Genomic DNA, 25066 nt, shown 5'->3' with positions numbered 1-25066 from the left:
GCCTCCCCGGCGGAGGGGAAAGCAGCTCTCCCCAGCCTAAAGCACTTCACACCGGCCGCGGCAGAGGCGATTGGTTGAATGGAACCCAAAGTAGCGAGTGCTCTCGAAGGTCCCACCGGGCTTCGATCGCGCACGGTCCGCCAAGCCGCGCGTTTAATCGCGCTGGTACAGCGCCCGCAAGCTCCGGCCCCGCTTCGCGGCCGACGGGTCTGTTTTGTCGGTCTGCCTAGTTCCTCGCCGCCTTCTCCAGATCCGCCAGCATCCTCTCGACGCGATCCGACAGCTTTTCCGTGCTCACTTTCTCCCGCAAGCGCGCGACGATCAGCGGAAACGCAAAAGGCGTCGGCTTCTTCGGACGCGTCAGCGCCAGGCGGCTCTCGTTCATTCTTTCGAGCGCCGCGCGGATGCGGCCCAGTTCCAGTTCCTGCAGCATCACTTCCTGATCCGCCTGCGCGAGCAGCAGATTGCCGCTGTCGTGCTTGCGGAAAACTTCGAAGAACAAACCGCTCGACGCCTGCAACTGCCGCGCGCTTTTCTGCTGCCCCGGATGCCCCTGATAAATCAGCCCCGACACGCGCGCGATCTCCCGAAAGCGCCGCGCCGACAGCTCCGATGCGTTGAGGCTCGCGAGAATGTCGTGCTCCAGATCGTCCGGCGAGAATAGCCCTTCCGCGATCAGCGTCTCCCAATCGAACGGCCGCGCCGACAGCAATTCGAAGCCGTAATCGTTCATCGATATGGAGAACGTGCCCGGTTGATCGCGTGCGGCGCGCCAGCCGATCAGCGAACCCAGCCCGATATGCGCCATGCGTCCCGCGAACGGATAGCAGAACAAATGATGCCCCTCGCGCGAGCGCACCAGTTCCACGACGAGCACGCCCGGCCCCGGCAGCGCGGACCATTTCGCCTGCAAGTCGAGCAACGGCCTGATCGCGCGCATCTCGGGCTCGTCGTAGATGCCGTCGTTCGCGCGCGCCAACATCACGAGCGCGGCGTCCGCGAGTTCGGACGACAGCGGCATCTTGCTGCCGGCCCATTGCGGCATCGCACCGCGCGATGAGGTCGCGCGCTTCACATAGGCGGTCATGTCGCGCACACGGATCAGTTCCAGCGCGCGTCCGCCGAACGTGAAGACATCGCCGGGCTTCAGACGCGAGATGAACGATTCCTCCATCGCGCCGATTCTTCCGCCCGTCATGTAAGCGACGTTGATGGTCGCGTTCGCGACGATCGTCCCGACGTTGTTGCGATGCCTGCGCACGAGATCCTCGCGCGGCACGCGGTACACGCCGTCATCGTCCTTCACGACGCGATGAAAATCGGGATACGCCGCGAGCGACGCGCCGCCGCGCTCGACGAACGCGAGCGCCCAGTCGAACGCCTGCTGCGTCAGATCGCGATACGCGTAGGCGCTTCGCACCTCATCGAGCATATCGGCGGGCGTGAAACCGCCGCCGATCGCCACCGTCACGAGATGCTGCACGAGCACGTCGAGCGGCTTCAGCGGCATGTCGCGCCCTTCGATGCGCCGTTCCTCGATCGCCCAGCGCGCCGCCGCCGCTTCGACGAGCTCTAGCGCGTGCGTCGGCACGATCGTCACGCGCGATACGCGGCCCGGCGCGTGCCCCGAGCGTCCGGCACGCTGCATGAGGCGCGCGACGCCCTTCGGCGAGCCGATCTGAAACACGCGATCAACCGGCAGAAAATCGACGCCGAGATCGAGACTCGACGTGCACACGACCGCCTTCAGTTGGCCGTTCTTCAGGCCAAGCTCGACCCAATCGCGCACTTCCTTGTCGAGCGAGCCGTGATGCAGCGCGAGCAGTCCGGCCCATTCCGGGCGCAACTCCAATAGCGCGCGATACCAGATTTCCGATTGCGAGCGCGTATTGGTGAAGACGAGCGAGCTTTGCGCATGTTCGATTTCATCGGCGACGGGACCGACCTGCCGCACGCCGAGATGCCCGCCCCACGGAAAGCGCTCGATGGTCTCGGGAATCAGCGTATCGACGACGAGCGTCTTCGGCTGCGCGCCGCGCACGACGACGCGCGGCGTTTTCACGGGATGCAGCAGCGCGTCGTGCGCGAGCGCGAGATTGCCGAGCGTCGCCGAAAGCCCCCAGATTTGCAGCTCCGGCCGCCAGCGCGCAAGCCGGGCGATAGCGAGTTGCGTCTGCGTGCCGCGCTTGTTGCCGAGCAATTCATGCCACTCATCGACGACGATCATGCGCAGATGCTTCAGTTCTTCCTGCGCGTTGGCGCGCGTCAGCATCAGCGTGAGGCTCTCGGGCGTCGTCACGAGCGCGGACGGCATGCGGCGGCTCTGACGCGCGCGTTCGGTCGAAGTCGTGTCGCCGGTGCGCAGGCCGACCGACCACGGCACGTCGAGTGCAGTGACCGCGGCCTGCAACGCGCGGGCGGTGTCGGCGGCGAGCGCGCGCATCGGCGTGATCCAGAGGACCGTCAGCGGCGCGGGCAGCGCGTTCGGTTTCGGCGGCTTGCCGGCATAGGCGGTGAGCGCGCCGAGCCATACGGCCCACGTCTTGCCGGCGCCGGTCGTCGCGTGCAGCAGGCCGCTCGCGCCGCGCCCAATCTCGCGCCACGCTTCGCGCTGGAATTCGAACGGCTGCCAGCCGCGTTCATCGAACCAGCGCGCGATGCGTTCTTCGATCGGCTTCGCGGCTTCGGTCGCGTCGTAAGCGAAAGGCGCGGGCGTGAACGACTCTGCGGCGGCATCGAGTTTCGCCTGAGCGGCGCGCGTGCGCGGCACGCGGCGAGGGCGCGGCGCGCGGCGTCGTTCCTTGTCCGCGGACTCGGGCGCGTCGTTCATGCCGTGACCTCGTTCAGGAAGCCTTTTAGCATGTCGAGCGTATCCGCGTCTTCGATCTTTTTGTCCGTGCGCCAGCGCAGCATGCGCGGAAAGCGCACCGCGATGCCCGATTTGTGACGCGGACTCGCCTGTATGCCTTCGAAGCCGATCTCGAAGACGAGCGTCGGCGTAACGCTCCTCACCGGCCCGAACTTCTCGATGGTCGTCTTGCGCACGATCGCGTCGACCTGGCGCATTTCCTCGTCGGTGAGGCCTGAGTACGCCTTCGCGAAGGGCACGAGGGTGCGCATGCCGTCCGCTTCGTCCCATACGGCGAAGGTGAAATCCGTGTAGAGGCTCGCGCGGCGTCCGTGGCCGCGCTGCGCGTAGAGCAGCACGGCGTCGATCGCATACGGATCGATCTTCCACTTCCACCACGTGCCCGATGCCTTCGTGCGCCCGACGCCGTACATCGACTCGCGCTCCTTGAGCATCAGCCCTTCGACGCCGCGGGCGCGGCTTTCTTCGCGCAACGCGGCGAGTGCGCTCCAGTCCGGCGCGACGACCATCGGCGACACGCGCAGCACGTCCACCGCGAGCGACGACGCGAGCGCGTCCAGTCGAGTGCGCCGCAGATGCAACGGCTCGGTGCGCAGGTCACGGCCATCGGCTTCGAGCAGATCGTAGGCGAGCAGCGCGGCGGGCGAATCGGCGAGCACTTTCTTCGTGAGCGACTTGCGCGTGATGCGCGGCTGCAGGCGCGCGAACGGTAACGGCGCGGCGGCGTCCGGCTCCCACGCGAGAATCTCGCCGTCGATGACCGTGCCGTCGGGCAGCGCCTCGCCGAGGGCCGCGAGTTCCGGAAAGCGCTCGGTGACGAGATCCTCGCCGCGCGACCAGATCCACACGCGGCCCGCGCGCTTCACGAGTTGCGCGCGGATGCCGTCCCACTTCCATTCGGCGATCCAGTCCGATGGCGCGCCGAGCGTCGCAGGATCGGCCTGCAACGGATGCGCGAGAAAGAACGGATAGGGCAGGCCGATATCGCTTTCGTGCGGCGTGTCGACATCGTCGCCTTCGGCGGCGGGCGCGATGAGCCGCAGATAGCGCGCGGCGCTCGGCGCCTGCCGTGAATCGGTCCAGCCGACCATGCGTTGCGCGATGCGCTTGTGATCGACACCCGCGACTTGCGCGAGCGCGCGCACGACGAGCTGCCGCGCGACGCCCACGCGAAAGCCGCCGCCGATCAGCTTCGTCAGCAGGAAGCGCTCGCTCCAGTTCAGCTCGTCCCAATACGACAAGAGCCGCTCGCGCAGTTCGACGGGAGCCACGCCGCGCAGCGTCAGGACGCGCTCCTCGATCCACTGCGCGAGCCCGAGCGACGATTCGCCCGACGCCGGCGGCAACACGTGCGCGATGGTTTCGGCGAGATCGCCGACCGCCTGATACGACTCTTCGAAGAGCCACTCCGGCAAGCCCGCGCGTTCGCGCGCGAACTCGACGAGCATGCGCGTCGGCACCGACTGGCGCGGCTTGCCGCCCGCGAGAAAGTACGACGCCCACGCGGCGTCTTCCGGTTCCGCGCCCGAGAAATACGCGATGAGCGCCTCGAGCTTCTCGTTGGTCGATGTCGTCGCGTCGAGCGCGGTGTAGAGCGTCGCGAAGCGTTTCATGCCGCGCTCCCGGCGGTGTCGACGATGCTGTCCGCTTCTACGGCATCGTCGCCGTATTCGGTCTTGAAGGCGCCCGCGTCGAGCCCTTGCTCGCAGAGCCAGCGCACCATCGGCTCGATCTGCCCATGCGTGACGATCACGCGCTCGGCGCCCGTCGCGCCGATGGCGAGCTGCAGGCCCGGCCAGTCCGCGTGATCCGAGAGCACGAAGCCGCGATCGACGCCCTTGCGACGTCGCGTGCCGCGCAGGCGCATCCAGCCGGACGCGAAGGCGTCGCTGTATTCGCCGAAGCGGCGCATCCACGTGCTGCCTTGCGCGGACGGCGGCGCCACGATCAGCGCGCCTTTGAACGCCGCCTTGTCTTTCGCGGCGATCTCGCTGACGAGGCGCGTCGGCGGCAGCGCGACGCCCGCTTCGCGATACGCGCGATTGAGCGGCTCGACCGCGCCGTGGCAGAAGATCGGGCCGATGGCGGCATCGACGCCCGCGAGAATGCGCTGCGCCTTGCCGAACGAATACGAGAACAGCACCGACGCGCGTCCTTGCGCTGCGTTGTGACGCCACCATGCGTCGATGCCGTCGAAGACTTCGCGCGAGCTGTCCCATCGGTAGATCGGCAAGCCGAACGTCGATTCCGTGATGAACGTATCGCAGCGCACGGGCTCGAAGGGCGCGCAGGTCGGATCGGGTTCGACCTTGTAATCGCCGGACGCGACCCACACGCGCCCCTGGTATTCGACGCGCACCTGCGCCGAGCCGAGCACGTGTCCCGCGGGATGCAGCGACACGCGCACGCCGTTCACGACGATCGCTTCGCCGTAGGCGAGCCCTTGCACGTCGATGCCCGGCAGCCGCGACAGCAACACGCCGACGCCCGGCTCGGCCGCGAGATAACGCGCATGGCCGAAGCGCGCGTGATCCGCGTGCGCGTGCGTGATGACGGCGCGTTCGACAGGCCGCCACGGGTCGATATGGAAGTTGCCCGGCACGCAGAAGAGTCCTTCTGGCCGCGCGACGATGAGATCGGAAGAGGTGTCCACGGATCCTGGAACGAGGCGAGCGTGACAGCGGCGTGACGGGCATATCGTCAGGCCTTGTCGTGTGTTCGATTCTGGCAACAAAAGCACGCGACGTGCCCGTCATGGCGCTTTCATGAATCGCAGCTAGGGTGTAAAAGTTTAACTGACGTCGGCGTCCTCGTCGGCGTCCTCGCCGGCCTCATATCGCGGCGGTTATTCAAGATCGCAAGGCGTTTGCCGATAGTCGTTGGTATGCGAAACACGCGCGCACGGGGCGCGCGCGCCGCAGTCTTCTTCTCATGACGAACATGGACACGATGGTTGCGCCGACCGCCGCAGAAGCGGTCTGGATCGTCAGGCTCCAGAGCCATCCGCTGTATGACTTCGTGCGCCTGAAACGCGTTTTCTCCGGCGTTGGCTCGCGCCATCAGGTCGTGCTCGTCGACGTGAGAAAGCTGCTCGCGTGCGCCGACCGCGACGACACCGACTACGTGCTAAAAGCCGTCGACGACTGGCACGCGGGCAAAGCGCGCGGCATCCGCGAATTTCTCGACCCGGATAATCCCCGCGTGCCGGAAATGCCTTACGTGACGATCAGCGTGCGCCGCTCGCCGGGTTTGCTCGGACTTTTGGGCGTGCATCGTGAAGGCGTCGTCGCGTTTCGCAACGGGCAGCATCGCGCGCGCTATCTGGCTTACGCAGGCGCGCTGTGCATGCCGGTCGAAGTGCACGAGCGCGAGGCGGCGCTTTTGCGCGAGATGTGCGCGGCGCCGGATGCGTCGAACTCGGAGTACGGGGAAATTTGAGTCTGGCGTGGCTTGAGAGAGCGGATTCGCGCCGGGATGGATGGGCCAGACGGTCGACTCGCCGCGCTGGCCCCAGAGCCGGCTGCGCTCAGCCGGCGTATGACTTCACTTCTTTCAGTTCGCGGTCGCCGACGCGTGCATCGTGGTCTGCAGCGGCATCATCGGCGGCATGGGTTGCCGCATCATTTCGTCGGGACGGCTGTTGCCCATTCCGAACTCCTTGCTCAAATAATCGAGCGCGTAATCAATGAAATAGCGCGTCTTGGCTGGCAAATACTGCCGCCCCGGATAGACGATCGACACCTTCATGTCCGGGTCGTCGATCGAGTAGTCATCCAGCAGGCGCACGAGCGTGCCGTCCTTCAGATCCGCATGCACGATGCCTTCGGGCAGAATCGAAAAACCCATGCCTTTCAGGGTCGCCAGGCGCACCATCAGACCGTTGTTGACGGTGTAGACGGGCGCCAGCGTGATCTGATCGGCGGAGCCGCGGTTGTGTCTGAAGTGGCAGGTCTGACTGCGGATGTCGTTCGGGAGTCCGACGGACGGCAAGGTCTGCAGATCGGTGGGCGCGGCGGGCATGCCGTGCTCGGCGATGAAAGCCGGCGTGGCAATCGGGATGAGCGTGCTGGTGCCGACCGGCCGTTCGATGAGCGCCGTGCTCGACACCATGAACGCCGTGACGATGCCGACGTCGTAGCCGTCCTCGACCAGATCGACATGTCGCTCGGCAAGCGTGAGGCGCACGTTGACCCTTGGAAAGAGCTTGCGGAAGCCGTCAATGAGCGGTGTCAGCGTGAGCAGCGACAGCGCGCTCGAGGCGACCACGCGCAAAGTGCCGCTAGGCTCGCCCTCGGTATGCGTGACGGTCGACTCTAAATGGTCGAGTTCTTCCAGAAGCGCACGACAACCTTCGAGATAACGCGTGCCGGCTTCCGTAAGTGAAAGATTGCGCGTAGTGCGATTGATGAGGCGCGTTCTCAAATGCGCTTCGAGCATGGCAATTGCCCGAGTGACGAGCGCATTGGAGACATCGAGTTGCTGAGCGGCGCGGCGAAAGCTTTCCGTATCCGCCACTCGCACGAAGACGCGCATTGCGTGGATCTGATTCATCTTTATTGCCCTCTCAGTGGTGCCACAGGATCCGGACGAGATGTTCTTCGACACGCTTGTGTCCGGCTTTGGAACATGCTGTGAAGTCGATAATATTGAGAGCTGACCAATATTGCAATATCTACTTGCACGTTCGTGAAGGTTCTTTATGGGCCCGGCATTATCGGAAAAGAATTTCAATCGAAGTAGCCCGATGCGCTCTCGCAGGCGCTATTCGAAATTTACATGTCCGAAAGGCATGCGTTAAGAAAATACGTCCTTCATCTCTTCCTTTTTTTGTCACATGTTCGCATCGCTTAATTCATGGTGATTCGTGTGGTTGTTGACTCCGAACTTCGTTCGTTATATCAAGATGGCGCTCAAAATGTTTTCATATATCAGATGCGTCGCGCGAAGAGAAGATTTTTTAATGAATGCGGCGGTCTTTTCGATTTTCTAAATTAACGCGCCTGATTCAATCGACGACTGACTCGATAAAGAAGTGAATTCTACTCGTGCAATGCACAAGGATGAAGGCTTGGATGGTTTGCCGGACGTTGCGGCTCGCTAATAAATTCGCTTGTGAGGATTCGCCCATTCGAGCCCCGTAACGCCTGCCGCATGCTCGACGTGCGCTGATTACCGAGGGCCGCGGCATGTATATCCCTTCCGTTGTCAAGGACATCCCGTCGCGCGCTTCATTCTCTGGCCTTGCGCCATAATCGACCGATACACAAGGAGGCTTCTTCATGGCGCAATCCATTCCGACGACCGTCGCGCTCCCATCGGGTGAAGCGATTCCCAAACTCGGTCAGGGCACCTGGGAAATGGGCGAGCGCCCGAACGCGCGCAAGAGCGAGATCGCCGCGTTGCGCGAAGGCGTCGATCTCGGCATGACGCTCATCGATACCGCCGAAATGTACGGCGACGGCGAAAGCGAAAAGCTCATCGCCGAAGCGCTCGGTGACCGGCGCGATGAACTGTTCATCGTCAGCAAGGTGTATCCGCACAACGGCAGCGAGCGCGGCGTGCAGGCTGCGTGCGAGCGCAGCCTGAAACGCCTGAAGACCGATCGCATCGATCTTTATCTGCTGCACTGGCGCGGCGGCGAGGATCTGCAAGGCGTGGTCGCGGGTTTCGGGCGATTGCAGCGCGACGGCAAGATTCGCCACTGGGGCGTGTCGAACTTCGATACCGACGACATGGAAGAGCTCGTCTCACTCGACGGCGGCGACGCCTGCGCGACCGATCAGATTCTCTACAACGTCGCGCGGCGCGGGCCGGAATTCGATTTGCTGCCGTGGCTGCGCGAGCGGCGCATGCCCGCGATGGCGTATAGCCCCGTCGATCACGCGCGCCTGCCGCGTGGTGGCGCGCTCGAAAGAATTGCGGCGGCGCGCGGCGTGTCGGCGTTTCAGGTCGCGCTCGCGTGGGTGCTGCAGCAGCCGCAAGTCTTAGCGATTCCGAAGGCGGCGGACGTCGCGCACGTGCGCGAGAATCGCGCGGCGCTCGACCTGTGTCTGTCCGCCGACGAACTCGCGGACATCGACCAGCAGTTCAAGCCGCCGAAATCGAAGCGCTCGCTCGAGATGCTGTGATGCCGCGTCGGATCAGGTTCACGTACACGCGTGATGCGCGTGCACCGACCCGAGCACGGCGACTTCCGCGGGTGTGCGCCGGAGATCCGCTTCGTTGACCTGTTTCGCGTCGGCGAGGAAGTCGTCGACGATCGACGACACCTTCGTGTCCGTCAGGCACAGCGACACGCGCTTGGTCTCGCCAACGGGCAGCGATGCGCGCTGCGACAGGAACAGCACGCCGTATTGATAGCCGCGCACGATGCCGCGCACCGCGCCCACGCATTGCCCTTGCGCGGTGTCGTCGGACTTGGCGGCGCATTGCTGCGCGAGCGAGTAGGCGGAGAAGGTCGGATCGGACGCGCCGGGCGCCGGAGGTTGCGGCGCGTTCTGCGCGTGGGCGGCCATGGCGACGCCGAACGTAAGTGCAAAGAGCGTGGCGGAAAGGGCGGGTTTCATCGATTGAATCCTCGTTGTTTTGAACGGTGAACCGATGAGAGACGCGCAAGGCCGCTTTGGTTCCGATGAATAACCCGCGCTCAGCTTTCCTGACGCTGCAAGGCGCGCAATTCGTCGACGGGAATGTGGCAGTGAATGGTGTGGCCGTCGCCGGCATTGCGGCAGGGCGGCGCTTCGGTCTCGCAAATAGCGCCGATCTTGCGCGGGCAGCGCGTATGAAAGACGCAGCCCGAAGGCGGATTGGCCGCGCTCGGCAATTCGCCCGACAGCCGGATGCGCTTCGCGAGCGTCCCGTCGATCGACGGCGCCGACGACAGCAACGCTTCGGTGTACGGATGTTGCGGGCCATCGAAGACGGCGGCGGCGCGTCCGATCTCCATGATGCGCCCGAGATACAGCACCGCGATGCGATCCGACAGATAGCGCACCACATGCAGATCGTGCGAGATGAACACGTAGCTCACGCGCCGTTCGCGCTGCAGATCGGCGAGCAGATTGAGGATCGCGGCCTGCACGGAGACGTCGAGCGCGGACGTGGGCTCGTCGCAGACGACGACGCGCGGATCGCCCGCGAACGCACGCGCGATCGCGACGCGCTGCTTGAGCCCGCCGGACAGTTGCCGCGTGCGCGCGCTCAGATAGCGCTCCGGCAGGCGCACGGCCTGAGTCAACGTATGCAGGCGTGCTTCCTTCGCCTCGCCGCGCAGCGCGCCCAGCTTCGACAGCGAACGCGCGATCAGTTGCCGCACCGAATGCGCGCGGTTCAGCGCGGAATCCGGATTCTGAAACACGATCTGCAGCGACTTGACCTGCTCGCCGCTGCGCTGGGTCACGCGTTCGGGCAGCGCCGCGCCGTCGAGTTCGAGCGACGCGCCCTTGTCCGGCGATACGAGGCCGAGCAGCAGCTTCGCGAGCGTGGTCTTGCCGCTGCCCGATTCGCCGACGAGCCCGAGCGTTTCGCCTTGCACGAGATCGAGCGAGACATCGTGGACGGCGCGCACGTCTTCATCACCGACACGGAAGGTCTTCGACAGATTGCGCGCCGACAAGGCAAGCGGCTGATTCTCGCCGTTCGCGATCGGCACGGGCGCTTCATCGGCCGAGCGCGGCAGCGTTTCCGCGCGTTCGTGATAGTGGCAGCGCGCCATCTGATCGCCATGCGCCGACGCGACGCGATAGGGCGGCGGCGCGTCCTTCAGGCAGCGCTCGTCGGCGAGCTTGCAGCGCGGCGCGAAGATGCAGCCCTGCGCGATCGATCCCGGCAGCGGCAGCGAGCCCGGAATCGTGTCGAGACGACCGGTTTCCTTCGAGCGTCCTTCGCGCGGCAGGCAGCGCAAGAGGCCGACCGTGTACGGATGACGCGGCTTCGCGAAGACATCGGCGGCGGCGCCTTCTTCCACGAGCTTGCCCGCATACAGCACGCCGACGCGGTCACACATGCGCCCGATCACCGCGAGGTTGTGACTGATGAACAGCACCGCCGTGCCGATCTCGTCACGCAACTGCGCGATCAGATCGAGCACTTCGGCTTCGACGGTGGCGTCGAGGCCGGTCGTCGGTTCGTCGAGAATCAGCAGTTCGGGATTGCACGCGAGCGCCATCGCGATGACGACGCGCTGCTGCATCCCGCCCGAGAGTTGATGCGGATAGCTTTCCATCACGCGTTCCGGCGACGCGATGCGCACGCGCCTCAGCATCTCGGCGGTGCGGGTGAGCGCTTCGTCGGCGGAGGCGCCCGTGACCTCGAACGCTTCGGAGACCTGCCGCGCGATCGTCAGCGACGGATTCAGCGCGCGCCCCGGGTCCTGATAGACCATCGACACGGCGTTGGCGCGCATGCCGCGCAGTGCGTCGGCGCCGAGCGTGGCGACGTCGCGCCCGGCGATCGAAATGCGGCCAGCCTTCACGCGGCCATTGCGCGGCAGGTAGCGCAGCACCGCCAGCGCGGCGGTCGACTTGCCGCAGCCCGATTCGCCGACGAGCCCGTACGTCTCGCCGCGCCTCACGCGCAAGGTGACGTCCTGCAGCACTTCACGCTCACGTCCGCGCGCCCGGTATGCGACCGTGAGCCCGACGACCGTCAGCGCGTCGGCCTGATCGCCTTTCGCGGCGCCAAAAGTGGGGAATGCCGATGGCGGCGGTCCGTTCATCGGTCGAGCACTCCTTGCACGGCATCGGCGACGAGATTCACGCCGACGACCAGCGACGCGATTGCGGCGGCGTCGAACACGACGGTCCACCACGCGCCGCCCGCCATCAACGTATAGCTTTCGGAGAGCGCGAGGCCCCAGTCGGCTGATGGCGGCTGGATGCCGAAGCCGAGGAACGACAGCGTCGCCACGGCGAAGATCGCATAGCCGAGCCGCACCGTCGCCTCGACGATGATCGGCGGCAGCACGTTCGGCAGGATCTCCGCGAACATGATGTAGAGCGCGTTCTCGCCGCGCAGTTGCGCCGCCAGCACGTAGTCGAGGTGACGTTCGCTCAGCACGGCGGCGCGCACGGTGCGCGCGGTGATCGGCGCGAACGTCAGGCCGATGACGATGATCACCGTCGTGTTGCTCGCGCCGACGGCGGCCAGCGCGAGCAGCGCGACGATCACGAGCGGCAGCGCCAGCAGCGCATCGATCGCGCGGCCGATGACGGCATCGACCCAGCCGTCGAAATAGCCGACGACGAGCCCGATCGCCGTGCCCGCCGCCGTGCCGAGCAAGGTGGCCAGCGGCGCGATGGTGAGAATGTCGCGCGAGCCTACGATCACGCGCGCGAACACGTCGCGGCCGAGTTGATCGGTACCGAACCAGTGATCGGCGGACGGCGGCGTGAGCGAGTTGAGCGGATCGGACGCATAGGGATCGTGCGGCGCGAGCCAGTGTCCGAAAAGCGCGCAGACGACCCAGAACAGCAGCATCAGCACGCCGATGTCGAAGGTGGCCGAGCGCATCAGCGCGCCGAGCGCTTCGAAGCGGCGCGGTTTCGACGCAGGAGCGGTCGCGGTGCTCATTGCGCGTCACCCGAGCGCAGGCGCGGATTGAGCACGACGTAGAGCGCATCGGCGATCAGATTCGCGGCCGTATAGATGACGCCGATCGTCAGCACGCCCGCTTCGAGCATCGGAAAGTCCTTCGCCTTCGCGGCGTTGTAGATCAGCGAGCCGATGCCCTGATAGTGGAACAGCGTCTCCACGACGACGAGACCGCCGATCATGTAGCCGAGCTGCGTCGCGGCAACGGTCACGGTCGGCAGGAGCGCGTTGCGCAAGACGTGCCGCAGAATCACGACACGTTGCGGCAGGCCCTTGAGAATCGCGGTGCGCGTATAGTCGGCGTCGAGCGCTTCGACGGTGCCCGCGCGCGCCATCCGGGCGATATAGCCAAAGAACACGAACACGAGCGGCAGAACCGGCAGGATCAGATGTTCGAGCTGCGTCAGGAAGCCCGAGCCGGCGGGCGCGGTCGCTTCGATCGGCAGCCATTGCAGCCACACGCCGAAGATCAGAATCAGCACGATCGACGACACGAACTCGGGAACCACCGTTGCCGTCAATCCGCCGATGCTGATCACGCGGTCGATCCAGCGTCCCGAGTGCAGCGCCGCAAACACGCCGCCCGCGATGCCGAGCGGCACCACGACGACGAACGCGAGCGCGCCGAGCTTCGCCGAATTCCACAGCGCATCGCCGATGAACGGCGCGACCGGTGCGCGAAACGCGTACGACTCGCCCATGTCGCCGCGCAGGAAGTGGCTGATCCAGCCCGTGTATTGCGTGAGAAGCGGCCGGTCGACACCGAGTTGATGGTTCAGCGCCGCGACCGCGCGCGCATCGGCGAGCGGCCCGAGAATCGCGCGGCCGACATCGCCGGGCAAAAGCTGGCCGCCTGCGAAGACGATCATCGACAGAAGCCACAGCGTGACGAGCGCGAGCAGCAGCCGCACGCCGATGAAGCGCGCGACGCGTTTCATTTTGGCGAAATCGGCGACGTGCGCCGTCGGCGTGGCCGTGCTCATGGTTATGCGCTCATTTATGCCGATACCGTCGCGCGGTCGAACCACATCTGCGAGATCGCGTTGAAGCGCACGCCGGACACGTTCGCGCGCGTGACGATCAACTGGTCGTAGAAGTAGGGGATCACGACCGGCGTTTCATCGAGCAGCAGGTGCTGGATCTGACCGGAAAGCTTCTTCTGCGACGCGACATCCAGCGCCGCGACGAACTGCGCGACGAGCTTGTCGTACTCCGGATTCTTGAAGTGCGCCGCGTTCCAGGTGCCGCCGCTCGTCAACGGCGCGTTGAGGAACACGTTCGGCACGCCGCGATGCCCGTAATCCGTGATGCCGAGCGGCGAATCGAGCCAGTCCGACTTGCCGAACGTGCCCGAGCCGTAATACAGGTCCTGACTTTCCACTTTCAGCGTGATGCGAATGCCGATCGCCTTCGCCGCGTTCTGGATGACGACCGCGAGATCGGGAATCTCCATGTACTTTTCGGTCGTCAGCGTGACGTCGAAGCCGTTCGCGACGCCCGCTTCGCTCATCAGCTTCCTGGCCTGCGCGACGTCGATCTTGCGTTGCGGCACGGACAGATCGCTCGATGGAAACACCGGCGCGAACGGACTGTCGTTGCCGACTTGCGCGCGTCCGCGGAACAGGCCCTTCACGATGACTTCGCGATCGATCGCGAGCGCGAGCGCCTGACGCACGCGCTTGTCCTTGAACGGCGCCATGTCGCAGCGCATGTGCATCTGGCGATGCGAACTCGATTTCGTGCCGAGCACCTTGAACTGCGGATTCGTCAGCATCGCGATGCCGCCTTGCACGGTGAAGTCGCCCATCACGTCGGCCTGGCGCCCTTGCATCGCGAGAAGTTGCGCCTGGTGGTCCGCATAGAAGGAAAACTGCACGCGATCCGGCAGCGCCTTCTCGCCCCAGTAGTCGGGATTACGCACGAACGACGCGCCGACCTTCGGCGTGTATTTCTCCAGCTTCAGCGCGCCCGTGCCCATGAAGGTCTTCTCGTAGGGTCCGGTGAAGTTCGCGGGAAGAATCACCGCGTTATACGTATTCGAGGAGACGTAATACGGGAAATTGCCGTTGGGCGCGTCGAGATGGAATTCGACAGTGTGGTCATCGGTGGCCTTCGCCGAATCTTTGGACAGCACGCCCTTGAGCACGGAAAGCGCCGCCGAGCCCGCGCCCGGATCGGACAGCCGGTTGAAGGTCGCGACGACGTCTTTCGCGGTCATCGGCTGGCCGTCGTGGAACTTCACGTTCGGGCGCAGCTTGAAGGTCCATACGTCGCCCTTGTCGTTCGACTTCCAGGATAATGCGAGCGCCGGCCGCAAGGCGAGATGCTCGCTGTCGTCGTCGATGAGGAATTCGCCCGTCTGATTGATGAGCGCGAGACCGGCCGCGTCCGTCACCGTGAGCGGATCGACGGCGCCCGCGGGCGTCAGATGCGCGACGCGGATCGTGCCGCCGGGTTTGCCCGCGCCCTGCGCGCGCGCCGCCGGCAGGCCGAAGAGACCGCCCGCGGCCAGCGCGAAGCCGAGCATGCTCGCATGGCGCAGCAGCTCGCGGCGCGTGAGGCGCCCAGCCATGAATTCGTCGATCGCGTGATTGCCCAGTTCGCCCGCGCCCGCGCGGGCCATGTCGAGAAGATGCGCGTCGGTCGAAGGTTTCTTCATCGGTGTTTTCCGTTGTAGTTGTTTGCTGGCCGTCGCCCACGCGCGAACGGCTCGACCGCGCCTTCATGCGGCGCATTCAGGCGCAATTAGCAAGGAACGCGCCGCATTGCCGTCGCGCGTCCTTCGCCCGCTTCAGTGATCGTGTGGATGCTTGTGAATCGGATCGACCCAATAGACTTCCTCGGGCTTCTCCACCGCATCTATGTTCAGATTCACGACGACCGCTTCGTTGTCGCTGCGCACGAGCACGCATTCGAGCGGATCGTCGGTGCTCGCGTTGATCTCCTGATGCGGCACGTAGGGCGGCACGAAGATGAAGTCGCCCGGACCGGCCTCCGCGACGAATTCGAGATGCTCGCCCCAGCGCATGCGCGCCTGCCCGCGCACGACATAGATCACGCTCTCGAGCGCGCCGTGATGGTGCGCGCCCGTCTTCGCATTCGGATGGATCGTGACCGTCCCCGCCCAGATCTTCTGCGCGCCGACGCGCGCCGCGTTGATCGCCGCCGCGCGGTTCATGCCGGGCGTCTGCGGAGTGTTGGTGTCGAGCTGATCGCCCTTGATGACCTTGACGCCGTGTTCGCGCCAATCGATGTGCTGATGTGCGTCGCTCATGTCGCTCATGCCGTTTTCATCTGCGGATATGAAAAGTCCGTTGCCGCCACCAACGAGCCGACAACGGACTTCCGATACTACACGCATCAAGCGCCGATTATTTCGCTTTCGAATTGATGATGGCCTCGGATACGTTCGTCGGCGTCTCCGCGTAATGCTTGAACTCCATCGTGTAGGTGGCGCGGCCCTGCGTCAGCGAACGCAGCGACGTGGAATAGCCGAACATCTCGGCGAGCGGCACTTCCGCGCGGACGAGCTTGCCGCCGCCGCCCGCGATGTCTTCCATGCCCTGCACGATGCCGCGCCGTCCCGACAGATCGCCCATCACGTTGCCCATGAATTCCTCGGGCGTCTCGACTTCGACGGCCATCATCGGTTCGAGCAGGACCGGCCTGGCCTTGCGCATCGCTTCCTTGAAGGCGATCGAGCCGGCCATGCGGAACGCGTTTTCGTTCGAGTCGACATCGTGGTACGAGCCGAAGGTCAGCCGCACTTTCACGTCGACGACCGGATAGCCCGCCAGCACGCCGGCCTTCAGCGTTTCCTGAATGCCCTTGTCGACGGCCGGAATGAATTCGCGCGGAATCACGCCGCCCTTGATCTGGTCGACGAACTCGTAACCCTTGCCCGGGTCCGGCTCCAGCGCGATCACCGCGTGACCGTACTGTCCGCGTCCGCCCGACTGCTTGACGAACTTGCCTTCGATGTCCTCGACCTTGTTGCGCACCGTCTCGCGATATGCGACCTGCGGCTTGCCGACCGTCGCCTCGACGTTGAACTCGCGCTTCATCCGGTCGACGAGAATTTCGAGGTGCAGCTCGCCCATGCCGGAGATGATCGTCTGGCCGGATTCCTCGTCGGTCGCGACGCGGAACGACGGGTCTTCCTGCGCGAGACGATTGAGAGCGATGCCCATCTTTTCCTGATCGGCCTTCGTCTTCGGCTCGACGGCCTGCGAAATCACCGGCTCCGGGAAGATCATCCGTTCGAGGATGATGACGTTCTGCGGATCGCACAGCGTGTCGCCCGTCGTCGCTTCCTTGAGACCGACGGCCGCGGCGATGTCGCCCGCGCGCACTTCCTTGATTTCCTTGCGCTCGTTCGCATGCATCTGCAGGATCCGCCCGAGCCGCTCCTTCTTGTCCTTCACGGGATTGAAGACCGTGTCGCCCGAATTGACGACGCCCGAATACACGCGGAAGAAGATGAGCTGGCCGACGAACGGGTCCGTCATGATCTTGAAGGCGAGCGCGGAGAACGGCTCGTCGTCGCTCGGATGGCGTTCGGCTTCCTTGTCGTCTTCCGTGTGACCGAGAATCGCGGGCACGTCGACGGGCGAGGGCAGGTAGTCGATCACCGCGTCGAGCATCGCCTGCACGCCCTTGTTCTTGAACGCGCTGCCGCAGAGCATCGGCACGATCTCGTTCGCGATGGTGCGCTTGCGCAGACCCGTCTTGATCTCGTCTTCCGTCAGGCTCTCGTGATCGGTCAGGTATTTCTCGAGCATCTCTTCGCTCGATTCCGCCGCGGCCTCGACCATCTTTTCGCGCCACTCGTGCGCGAGGTCCTTCAGGTTGTCGGGGATCTCTTCGTAAGTGAACTTGATGCCCTGGCTCTCGTCGTCCCAGAGGATCGCCTTCATCTTCACGAGGTCGACCACGCCCTGAAAATGGTCTTCCGCGCCGATGGGAATCTGAATCGGCACCGCGACGCCCTTCAGGCGCTCGCCGATCTGCCGCTGCACGCGAAAGAAGTCCGCACCGACGCGATCCATCTTGTTGACGAACGCGATGCGCGGCACCTTGTATTTGTTCGCCTGACGCCACACGGTTTCCGACTGCGGCTGCACGCCGCCGACGGAGTCGTACACCATGCACGCGCCGTCGAGCACGCGCATGGAGCGCTCGACCTCGATCGTGAAGTCGACGTGCCCCGGCGTGTCGATGATGTTGATGCGATGCTCCGGATAATTCCCGGCCATGCCCTTCCAGAAGGCGGTCGTCGCCGCCGACGTGATCGTGATGCCGCGCTCCTGCTCCTGCTCCATCCAGTCCATCGTGGCCGCACCGTCGTGAACCTCGCCGATCTTGTGCGTCACGCCGGTGTAGAAAAGGATGCGCTCGGTCGTAGTCGTTTTGCCGGCGTCGATGTGAGCGCTAATCCCGATGTTCCGATAGCGCTCGATGGGAGTCTTGCGGGGCACGTGAACCTCCTGTTGAAGATGTCAGCACGGCGTGCGTGAGAGCCGTGAAAGCGTCGCGCTGAATCTTTTTAGGATAGCGCGTCGGCAGGCTCTTTGCAGGAATCTTGCCAGCTCGCGGGAAGGCGCGCGGCGGCTTGCGGCAGGCGAAAAAAAACCGGCGAGGTTCGATTGAACCGCGCCGGCTTTTGGCATCGTGAGGTCACGCGACCGCGCTCACTGCGCGCGCGGCAAGCCCTTGATCTGCGTGCCGGGCTTGATGCCCTTCGCCGCGAACCAGCCCTTCGGCATTTCGAGCGCGTACACGCCGTTGTTGCGCGGGCAGTGGTTGTTCTCCGTCTCGGCCTGCATCTCGTCGATGTCGGTGATCGTGCCGTCCGCGCGGATGAACGCGATCGACAGCGGGATCAGCGTGTTCTTCATCCAGAAACAGTGCACGGCGTTTTCGCCGAACACGAAGAGCATGCCTTCGTTCGGTGCGAGCTTCGTGCGATACATGAGGCCTTGCTCGCGATCCGCATCGTTCGCGGCGACGGCGGCGTCGATCACGTACATGCCCGCGGTCAGCTTCGCGCGCGGAAAGTCGGACGGCTGCTTGGCGCCCGGCGGCAGAGATTGCGCCTGCACGAGCGGCAGTGCGGCGAACGGCAACGCGAGCGCGATTACGGCTGCGCGTGCGGCGCGCAAGAAGTGCTGCAGATTCACGACGAAGCTCCTTTGACGATCTATGCGCCGAAAACCAACGGCCCCGCGCATGTTACTCGATGGGCCAGGACAAAACAAAAGGGCAGAGGCCTCGCGGCCATCTGCCCTTCAACGCCGTACAGACGGCGGTAATGCTCGTTCTTGACTTCGCTATACCGCGTCTTACAACGAACTTACTGAGCTGCCGAAGCGGCTTCCGGAGCCGAAGCGGCTGCCTTCTTGTGCGACTTCTTCGACGACTTGTGCGACTTCTTGTGCGCCGACGACTTGTGAGCCGACGAAGCAGCTGCCGGAGCAGCAGCGGCCGGTGCCGAAGCTTCTTGTGCGAAAGCAGCGGTTGCGAACAGGCCAGCGACGAGAGCAGCGATCAGTTTGTTCATGTGTGAACCTTTAGCTTTGAGTTGATTAACCAAACGACCCGGTCAATGAGTCATGTCGGTAAACGAGCCACCTACCTTTCGGTTGACAGTCGCATCGATAAATCGGTGTCGATACTTCTGTGAACGCTTGAACCTTTCAAACACCCTGGAGCACACAGGTTGCTGTAATCAGTTATTCGCTCATGCCGGATAGCTTTGCGCGGCATCTGAGGCCCTTAACGCATCGCGCAAAGAGTCGGTTGACGCGATTTACAGAGAATTGCGCAGCAGACCAAAAATTTTTTTCGAAGCACGAAATGGACTAGCCGATCTTCATGACATGTGCGTTAAGCGCGATCAACGAATGGCGCAAGGCGGCTTAATTTCAGGATAGTTGAATGGGATTCACCCAACGCGTCGCCATGGCGCCTGCGGCGAAACCTCCACGGTCTCGCCGGGCGCGAGCCCCAGCGCGAAGAGATCGAGCGCGCCGATCGCGATACGCACGAGCCGCAACGTCGGATGACCGACGGCTGCCGTCATGCGCCGCACTTGCCGGTTCTTGCCCTCGGTGATGGCGAGTTCGATCCATGTGGTCGGGATGGCGGCGCGGTAGCGGACGGGCGGATTGCGCGGCCAGAGCGCGTCGCTGTCCCCGGACGCGACGAATGCGGTGCGGCACGGCCGCGTCACGCAGTCGCCGAGATCGACGCCTTTGGCCAGCCGCGCGAGCACGGCATCGTCGGGTGCGCCTTCGACTTGTGCCCAGTAGCGCTTCACCAGCTTGTGGCGCGGCTCCGCGATGCGCGCCTGCAACGCGCCGTCGTCGGTCAGGAGGAGCAGGCCTTCGCTGTCGGCATCGAGCCGGCCGGCCGGATACACGTTCGGCGTCTTCACCCAGTCGCCGAGCGACGCGCGCGTCTCATGCGCGGAAAACTGGCAGATGGTGCCGAAGGGCTTGTTCAGAGCGATGAGTGACATGCAGGGCGGCGCGCGGCGTGAATCGGATGCGGCAATCTTAAAGCATGCGATTGGACGCCCCAGGGCGCGCCGGGACAGGCCAGCATGGTTAGAATGGTGTTCTGGCCATACTCGCGCGCTATCGCCGCGCGTGCTGCATCCAGTTTGCTTCCATTCAAGCCCGGCCTTATTGGAGTCGACCATGCCGTATCAGCACATCCAGGTTCCGGCGGACGGTGACAAGATCACCGTCAACGCGGATTTCTCGCTCAACGTCTCGGATCAGCCGATCATCCCGTACATCGAGGGCGACGGCACGGGCGTCGACATCACGCCGGTGATGATCAAGGTCGTCGATGCGGCGGTGGAAAAGGCCTACGGCGGCAAGCGCAAGATTCAATGGATGGAAATATACGCGGGCGAGAAGGCGACGCGCGTCTACGGCCCGGACGTGTGGCTGCCGGACGAAACGCTCGATGTGGTGAAGGATTACATCGTGTCGATCAAGGGCCCGCTCACGACGCCGGTCGGCGGCGGCATCCGTTCGCTGAACGTGGCGCTTCGCCAGCAGCTCGACCTGTACGTGTGCTTGCGCCCGGTGCGCTACTTCAAGGGCGTGCCGTCGCCGGTGCGCGAGCCCGAGAAGATCGACATGGTGATCTTCCGCGAGAATTCGGAAGATATTTATGCGGGCGTCGAATGGCCCGCGGAGTCGCCCGAAGCGAAGAAGGTCATCAAGTTTCTGCGCGAAGAAATGGGCGTGACGAAGATCCGCTTCCCGGATTCGTCGGGACTCGGCATCAAGCCGGTGTCGCGCGAGGGCACGGAGCGTCTCGTGCGCAAGGCGATCCAGTACGCGATCGACAACGACCGCCGCTCGGTCACGCTGGTGCACAAGGGCAACATCATGAAGTTCACCGAAGGCGCGTTCCGCGACTACGGTTATGCGCTCGCGCAAAAGGAGTTCAACGCGGAGCTGATCGACGGCGGCCCGTGGATGAAGGTCAAAAATCCGCGGTCGGGCAATGATATCGTCGTGAAGGACGTGATCGCCGATGCGTTCCTCCAGCAGATCCTGCTGCGCCCCGCCGAATACGACGTCATCGCCACGCTCAACCTGAACGGCGACTACATCTCGGACGCGCTCGCGGCGCAGGTTGGCGGCATCGGCATTGCGCCGGGCGCGAACATGTCGGATTCCGTCGCGATGTTCGAAGCCACGCACGGCACAGCGCCGAAGTATGCGGGCAAGGATTATGTGAATCCGGGCTCGGAGATTCTCTCGGCCGAAATGATGCTGCGCCATCTCGGCTGGTTCGAGGCGGCGGACCGCATCATCGCGTCGATGGAGCGGTCCATTCTCTCGAAGCGCGTCACCTACGACTTCGCACGCCTGATGGAAGGCGCCACACAAGTGTCATGCTCGGGATTCGGACAGGTGATGATCGACAATATGTGAGGACTCACCTCGATTCGTGATGTTAAATAACGACCCCGGAAGGCCTACGCTTTCCGGGGTTTTTTATTTCGCGCGAATGCCTCATATATCTGTCTGTCGCAGGCGAAAAAAAACCCGGCGCCAAGGCCGGGTTTCACGAGGCAAAGTTTCGATCGAACGGTCAGAGAGCGTCCTGGATGTTCGAAGCCTGCTTGCCCTTCGGTCCCTGGACGATCTCGAAGCTGACCTTCTGGCCTTCTTTGAGCGTCTTGAAACCGTTCATTTGAATCGCCGAGAAATGTGCGAACAGATCCTCGCCGCCTTCATCGGGCGTGATGAATCCGTAGCCTTTCGCGTCGTTGAACCACTTGACCGTACCAGTAGACATTCGTACTTCCCCTCTAACTCTCGTCGCAACCAGAGCACGCTCGAAAAGCTCGACGGCCCACCCCACACGTGAACCGCCCCCTCCTCACAAGCTCACCTCGGCCTCTTTTTTTCCTCCGTGGTTGGCCCCCGGAAAAAAGTGCCAGTTTGATTGTTAAATCTCTTAAATCGAGTGTCAAGGAATTTTTGGGATAGCCGTTAAGCTCGTTGCATAGAGCGCATTTGTAGGGTAATTCCTGCTTTGCGTGTGCGCTGCCGTCCAAGCACGTCATCTTGAAAAGTCGCATAATCGACTCACTTGTGTGATACCCGGCGGCCCGCGGCGCCTGGTGCCCGGTTTGTTTTTTTTGAAGCTGTGCGATACTGATTTCGACGAGGTGCAAGCGGGCCGCGCCGAAATGTCGGGCAGCGGCAGGAATCGATGGGCAGTCACCGCGCAAGGGCAGTTTCAGCGTGTCATTCCGACCGGGCGGTCGGTGCTGGAGCGGCAATTGCGGAGCTGTCCGTGTTGTTTAGAATGGGTGTATGGCGATCAATCCCAACAAGCAGGATGGCACGGTACTGGAACGGCAGGAGCAGAAGCTCAAGAAGCCGGCCATGTACAAGGTGGTGCTGCTGAATGACGACTTCACGCCGATGGAATTCGTCGTGATGATCGTGCAGGAATACTTCAATAAAGATCGTGAGACTGCGACGCAGATCATGCTGAAGGTTCATCGCGAAGGCAGGGGAGTTTGTGGGGTCTACACGCGAGATATTGCGTCGACCAAAGTTGAGCAAGTCGTTAGCCATGCACGGCAAGCGGGGCATCCGCTGCAGTGCGTGATGGAGGAAGCATGATTGCCCAGGAACTGGAAGTCAGTCTGCACATGGCGTTTATGGAAGCACGTCAGGCGCGGCATGAGTTCATAACGGTCGAGCATCTGTTGCTCGCCCTGTTGGACAATCCGACCGCGGCTGAAGTGTTGCGCGCCTGCGCAGCCAACATTGAAGATTTGCGTCAGAACCTGCGCAATTTCATTCACGACAACACGCCGACCGTGCCGGGCACGGACGACGTCGATACTCAGCCGACGCTTGGTTTCCAGCGCGTGATCCAGCGCGCGATCATGCACGTGCAATCGACCTCGAACGGCAAGAAGGAAGTGACCGGCGCGAACGTGCTGGTGGCGATCTTCGGCGAGAAGGACTCGCACGCGGTGTATTACCTGCAGCAGCAGGGCGTCACGCGTCTCGACGTCGTGAATTTCATTTCGCATGGCATCGCGAAGACGAACAGCGGCGAAGCTGCCAAGGCGAACAGCGAAGCGAACCCGGAATCGGAAGACGCCGCCGCGCAGAAGGAAACGCCGCTTGCCCAGTTCACGCAGAATCTCAATCAGCTCGCGAAGGACGGCAAGATCGATCCGCTGATCGGCCGCGAGCTGGAAGTCGAGCGCGTGGTGCAGGTGCTGTGCCGCCGCCGCAAGAACAATCCGCTGCTCGTCGGTGAAGCCGGCGTGGGCAAGACGGCGATCGCCGAAGGTCTCGCCTGGCGCATCACGCGCGGCGAAGTGCCGGACATCCTCGCCGACGCGCAGGTGTACTCGCTTGACATGGGCGCGCTGCTCGCGGGCACGAAGTATCGTGGCGATTTCGAACAGCGTCTGAAGACGGTGCTCAAGGAACTGAAAGAGCGTCCGCACGCCATTCTGTTCATCGACGAGATTCACACTTTGATCGGCGCGGGCGCGGCTTCGGGCGGCACGCTCGACGCATCGAACCTGCTGAAGCCGGCGTTGTCGTCGGGACAGCTGAAGTGCATCGGCGCCACGACGTTCACGGAATATCGCGGCATCTTCGAAAAGGACGCGGCGTTGTCGCGGCGCTTCCAGAAGGTCGATGTCACCGAACCGTCAGTCGAACAAACCATTGCGATACTGCGCGGTCTCAAGACGCGCTTCGAAGAGCATCACGGCGTGAAGTATTCGTCGGGCGCGCTCTCGGCGGCGGCTGAACTGTCGGCACGCTTCATCACGGACCGTCACTTGCCGGACAAGGCCATCGACGTTATCGACGAAGCGGGCGCGGCGCAACGCATCCTGCCGAAGTCGAAGCAGAAGAAGACCATCGGCAAGAGCGAGATCGAAGAGATCATCTCGAAGATCGCGCGCGTGCCGCCGCAAAGCGTGTCGCAGGACGACCGCAGCAAGCTCCAGACGCTGGATCGCGATCTGAAGGCCGTCGTGTTCGGCCAGGACCCGGCCATCGATGCGCTGTCGGCATCGATCAAGATGGCGCGTGCGGGTCTCGGCAAGCTCGACAAGCCGATCGGCGCGTTCCTGTTCTCCGGCCCCACGGGCGTCGGAAAGACCGAGGTCGCGAAGCAACTGGCGTTCACGCTCGGCATCGAACTGCTGCGCTTCGACATGTCGGAGTACATGGAGCGTCACGCGGTGAGCCGGTTGATCGGCGCGCCGCCGGGCTATGTCGGATTCGATCAGGGCGGCCTGCTCACCGAAGCCGTCACGAAGAAGCCGCATTGCGTGCTGCTGCTCGATGAAATCGAGAAAGCGCATCCGGATATCTACAACGTGCTGCTGCAGGTGATGGATCACGGCACGCTGACGGACAACAACGGACGCAAGGCGGACTTCCGCAACGTCATCATCATCATGACGACGAACGCGGGCGCCGAGGCGATGGGCAAGGCGGTGATCGGCTTCACATCGCGTCGCGAGTCGGGCGATGAAATGGCCGACATCAAGCGCATGTTCACGCCGGAGTTCCGCAATCGTCTGGACGCGATCATCAGCTTCCGCTCGCTGGACGAGGAAATCATCCTGCGCGTGGTCGACAAGTTCCTCATGCAGTTGGAAGATCAGTTGCACGAGAAGAAAGTCGACGCGGTCTTCACCGATGCGCTGCGCAAGCATCTCGCGAAGCACGGTTTCGATCCGCTGATGGGCGCGCGTCCGATGCAGCGTCTGATTCAGGACACGATTCGTCGCGCCCTGGCCGACGAGCTGCTGTTCGGCAAGCTGGTCAACGGCGGTCGAGTGACGGTGGATGTCGATGCGGACGACAAGGTGCAGTTGACGTTCGACGAGAACTCGACGCCGCCGCGCAATCCGAATCCGGAAGCGATCGAAGTCGACTGAAGCCGTCCGAAGGACAGCAACGCCAAAAGCGGCGCGAGCGTAAGCTCGCGCCGCTTTGTTTTACGGCTTGCCGCTGAATGGATTGCTCAGCGGCGCGAACGTGCCGGTGTGCCGAAAGGTAGCGGATTGTTCATGTAGGCGTT

At 63.7% G+C, this 25066-nt stretch carries 20 protein-coding genes; 5 read left to right on the top strand and 15 right to left on the bottom strand.

Annotation, left to right across the window (positions count from 1 at the left end; all coding sequences use genetic code 11):
- Window positions 1–226: 226 nt before the first annotated feature.
- The 3 genes from AWB75_RS08510 to AWB75_RS08500 are packed head-to-tail and all read right to left on the bottom strand — an operon-like array spanning window position 227 to window position 5522.
- Entirely contained in the window at window positions 227–2830 is a 2604-nt protein-coding gene (locus tag AWB75_RS08510; protein WP_061123655.1) for a ligase-associated DNA damage response DEXH box helicase, read from the bottom strand.
- Window positions 2827–4482 (bottom strand): ATP-dependent DNA ligase, encoded by a 1656-nt coding sequence (locus AWB75_RS08505; protein WP_061123654.1) that lies wholly within the window; start codon window positions 4480–4482, stop codon window positions 2827–2829. The genes AWB75_RS08510 and AWB75_RS08505 overlap by 4 nt, the downstream gene beginning before the upstream one ends.
- Window positions 4479–5522 carry a ligase-associated DNA damage response exonuclease gene (locus AWB75_RS08500; protein WP_061123653.1) on the bottom strand — a complete coding sequence of 348 codons (1044 nt, stop codon included), beginning with the start codon at window positions 5520–5522 and terminating at the stop codon, window positions 4479–4481. The genes AWB75_RS08505 and AWB75_RS08500 overlap by 4 nt, the downstream gene beginning before the upstream one ends.
- 278 nt (window positions 5523–5800) lie before the next feature.
- Here AWB75_RS08500 and AWB75_RS08495 point away from each other — a divergent pair, with 278 nt between their 5' ends.
- Window positions 5801–6307, top strand: coding sequence for a plasmid fertility inhibition factor family protein (locus tag AWB75_RS08495; RefSeq protein ID WP_087086535.1), 507 nt, complete (start codon window positions 5801–5803; stop codon window positions 6305–6307).
- Between the two features lie 114 nt (window positions 6308–6421).
- Here the strand turns inward: AWB75_RS08495 and AWB75_RS08490 are convergent, their stop codons facing one another.
- Entirely contained in the window at window positions 6422–7420 is a 999-nt protein-coding gene (locus tag AWB75_RS08490; protein ID WP_061123651.1) for a LysR family transcriptional regulator, read from the bottom strand.
- 728 nt (window positions 7421–8148) lie between these two features.
- Here AWB75_RS08490 and AWB75_RS08485 point away from each other — a divergent pair.
- Entirely contained in the window at window positions 8149–8997 is an 849-nt protein-coding gene (locus AWB75_RS08485) for an aldo/keto reductase (RefSeq protein WP_061123650.1), read from the top strand.
- Between the two features lie 18 nt (window positions 8998–9015).
- Here AWB75_RS08485 and AWB75_RS08480 read toward each other — a convergent pair whose 3' ends face one another.
- The 10 genes from AWB75_RS08480 to AWB75_RS08435 form a co-directional block, all read right to left on the bottom strand.
- Complete coding sequence (locus AWB75_RS08480; protein WP_061123649.1) at window positions 9016–9435, bottom strand: hypothetical protein; 420 nt, start codon at window positions 9433–9435, stop codon at window positions 9016–9018.
- Between the two features lie 80 nt (window positions 9436–9515).
- The gene (locus AWB75_RS08475; protein WP_061123648.1) at window positions 9516–11585 is read right to left on the bottom strand and encodes an ABC transporter ATP-binding protein; all 2070 of its coding nucleotides are present in this window, start codon (window positions 11583–11585) and stop codon (window positions 9516–9518) included.
- Entirely contained in the window at window positions 11582–12439 is an 858-nt protein-coding gene (locus AWB75_RS08470; protein ID WP_061123647.1) for an ABC transporter permease, read from the bottom strand. The genes AWB75_RS08475 and AWB75_RS08470 overlap by 4 nt, the downstream gene beginning before the upstream one ends.
- Window positions 12436–13443: an ABC transporter permease gene (locus AWB75_RS08465; RefSeq protein WP_061123646.1), complete on the bottom strand. Its 1008-nt coding sequence runs from the start codon at window positions 13441–13443 to the stop codon at window positions 12436–12438. Before AWB75_RS08465 ends, AWB75_RS08470 begins: the two co-directional genes overlap by 4 nt.
- A gap of 14 nt (window positions 13444–13457) precedes the next feature.
- Window positions 13458–15119: an ABC transporter substrate-binding protein gene (locus tag AWB75_RS08460; protein ID WP_061123645.1), complete on the bottom strand. Its 1662-nt coding sequence runs from the start codon at window positions 15117–15119 to the stop codon at window positions 13458–13460.
- Window positions 15120–15251: 132 nt separating this feature from the next.
- Complete coding sequence (locus AWB75_RS08455; protein ID WP_061123812.1) at window positions 15252–15734, bottom strand: cupin domain-containing protein; 483 nt, start codon at window positions 15732–15734, stop codon at window positions 15252–15254.
- 97 nt (window positions 15735–15831) lie between these two features.
- Window positions 15832–17937, bottom strand: coding sequence for an elongation factor G (gene fusA, locus AWB75_RS08450; RefSeq protein WP_061123644.1), 2106 nt, complete (start codon window positions 17935–17937; stop codon window positions 15832–15834).
- A 213-nt stretch (window positions 17938–18150) separates the two neighbouring features.
- A complete protein-coding gene (locus AWB75_RS08445; protein ID WP_235012038.1) occupies window positions 18151–18690 on the bottom strand; it encodes a DUF192 domain-containing protein in 540 nt (179 codons plus the stop codon).
- 122 nt (window positions 18691–18812) lie between these two features.
- Window positions 18813–19019: a hypothetical protein gene (locus AWB75_RS08440; protein ID WP_061123642.1), complete on the bottom strand. Its 207-nt coding sequence runs from the start codon at window positions 19017–19019 to the stop codon at window positions 18813–18815.
- Between the two features lie 384 nt (window positions 19020–19403).
- Window positions 19404–19979, bottom strand: coding sequence for a pseudouridine synthase (locus AWB75_RS08435; protein WP_061123641.1), 576 nt, complete (start codon window positions 19977–19979; stop codon window positions 19404–19406).
- Between the two features lie 181 nt (window positions 19980–20160).
- On the opposite strand from AWB75_RS08435, the gene icd reads away from it, so the two are divergent.
- Entirely contained in the window at window positions 20161–21417 is a 1257-nt protein-coding gene (gene icd, locus AWB75_RS08430) for an NADP-dependent isocitrate dehydrogenase (protein WP_061123640.1), read from the top strand.
- 160 nt (window positions 21418–21577) lie between these two features.
- On the opposite strand, the gene AWB75_RS08425 is transcribed toward icd, so the two are convergent.
- Window positions 21578–21784 carry a cold-shock protein gene (locus tag AWB75_RS08425; protein ID WP_061123639.1) on the bottom strand — a complete coding sequence of 69 codons (207 nt, stop codon included), beginning with the start codon at window positions 21782–21784 and terminating at the stop codon, window positions 21578–21580.
- Between the two features lie 524 nt (window positions 21785–22308).
- On the opposite strand from AWB75_RS08425, the gene clpS reads away from it, so the two are divergent.
- Together clpS and clpA are read left to right on the top strand one after the other, a co-directional pair.
- The gene (gene clpS, locus AWB75_RS08420) at window positions 22309–22623 is read left to right on the top strand and encodes an ATP-dependent Clp protease adapter ClpS (RefSeq protein WP_008351199.1); all 315 of its coding nucleotides are present in this window, start codon (window positions 22309–22311) and stop codon (window positions 22621–22623) included.
- Window positions 22620–24923, top strand: coding sequence for an ATP-dependent Clp protease ATP-binding subunit ClpA (gene clpA, locus AWB75_RS08415; protein ID WP_061123638.1), 2304 nt, complete (start codon window positions 22620–22622; stop codon window positions 24921–24923). The genes clpS and clpA overlap by 4 nt, the downstream gene beginning before the upstream one ends.
- Window positions 24924–25066 lie beyond the last annotated feature (143 nt).

The organism is Caballeronia catudaia, from assembly GCF_001544755.2.
Taxonomy (GTDB): domain Bacteria; phylum Pseudomonadota; class Gammaproteobacteria; order Burkholderiales; family Burkholderiaceae; genus Caballeronia; species Caballeronia catudaia.
This window is presented reverse-complemented; position numbering and strand designations above follow the sequence as displayed.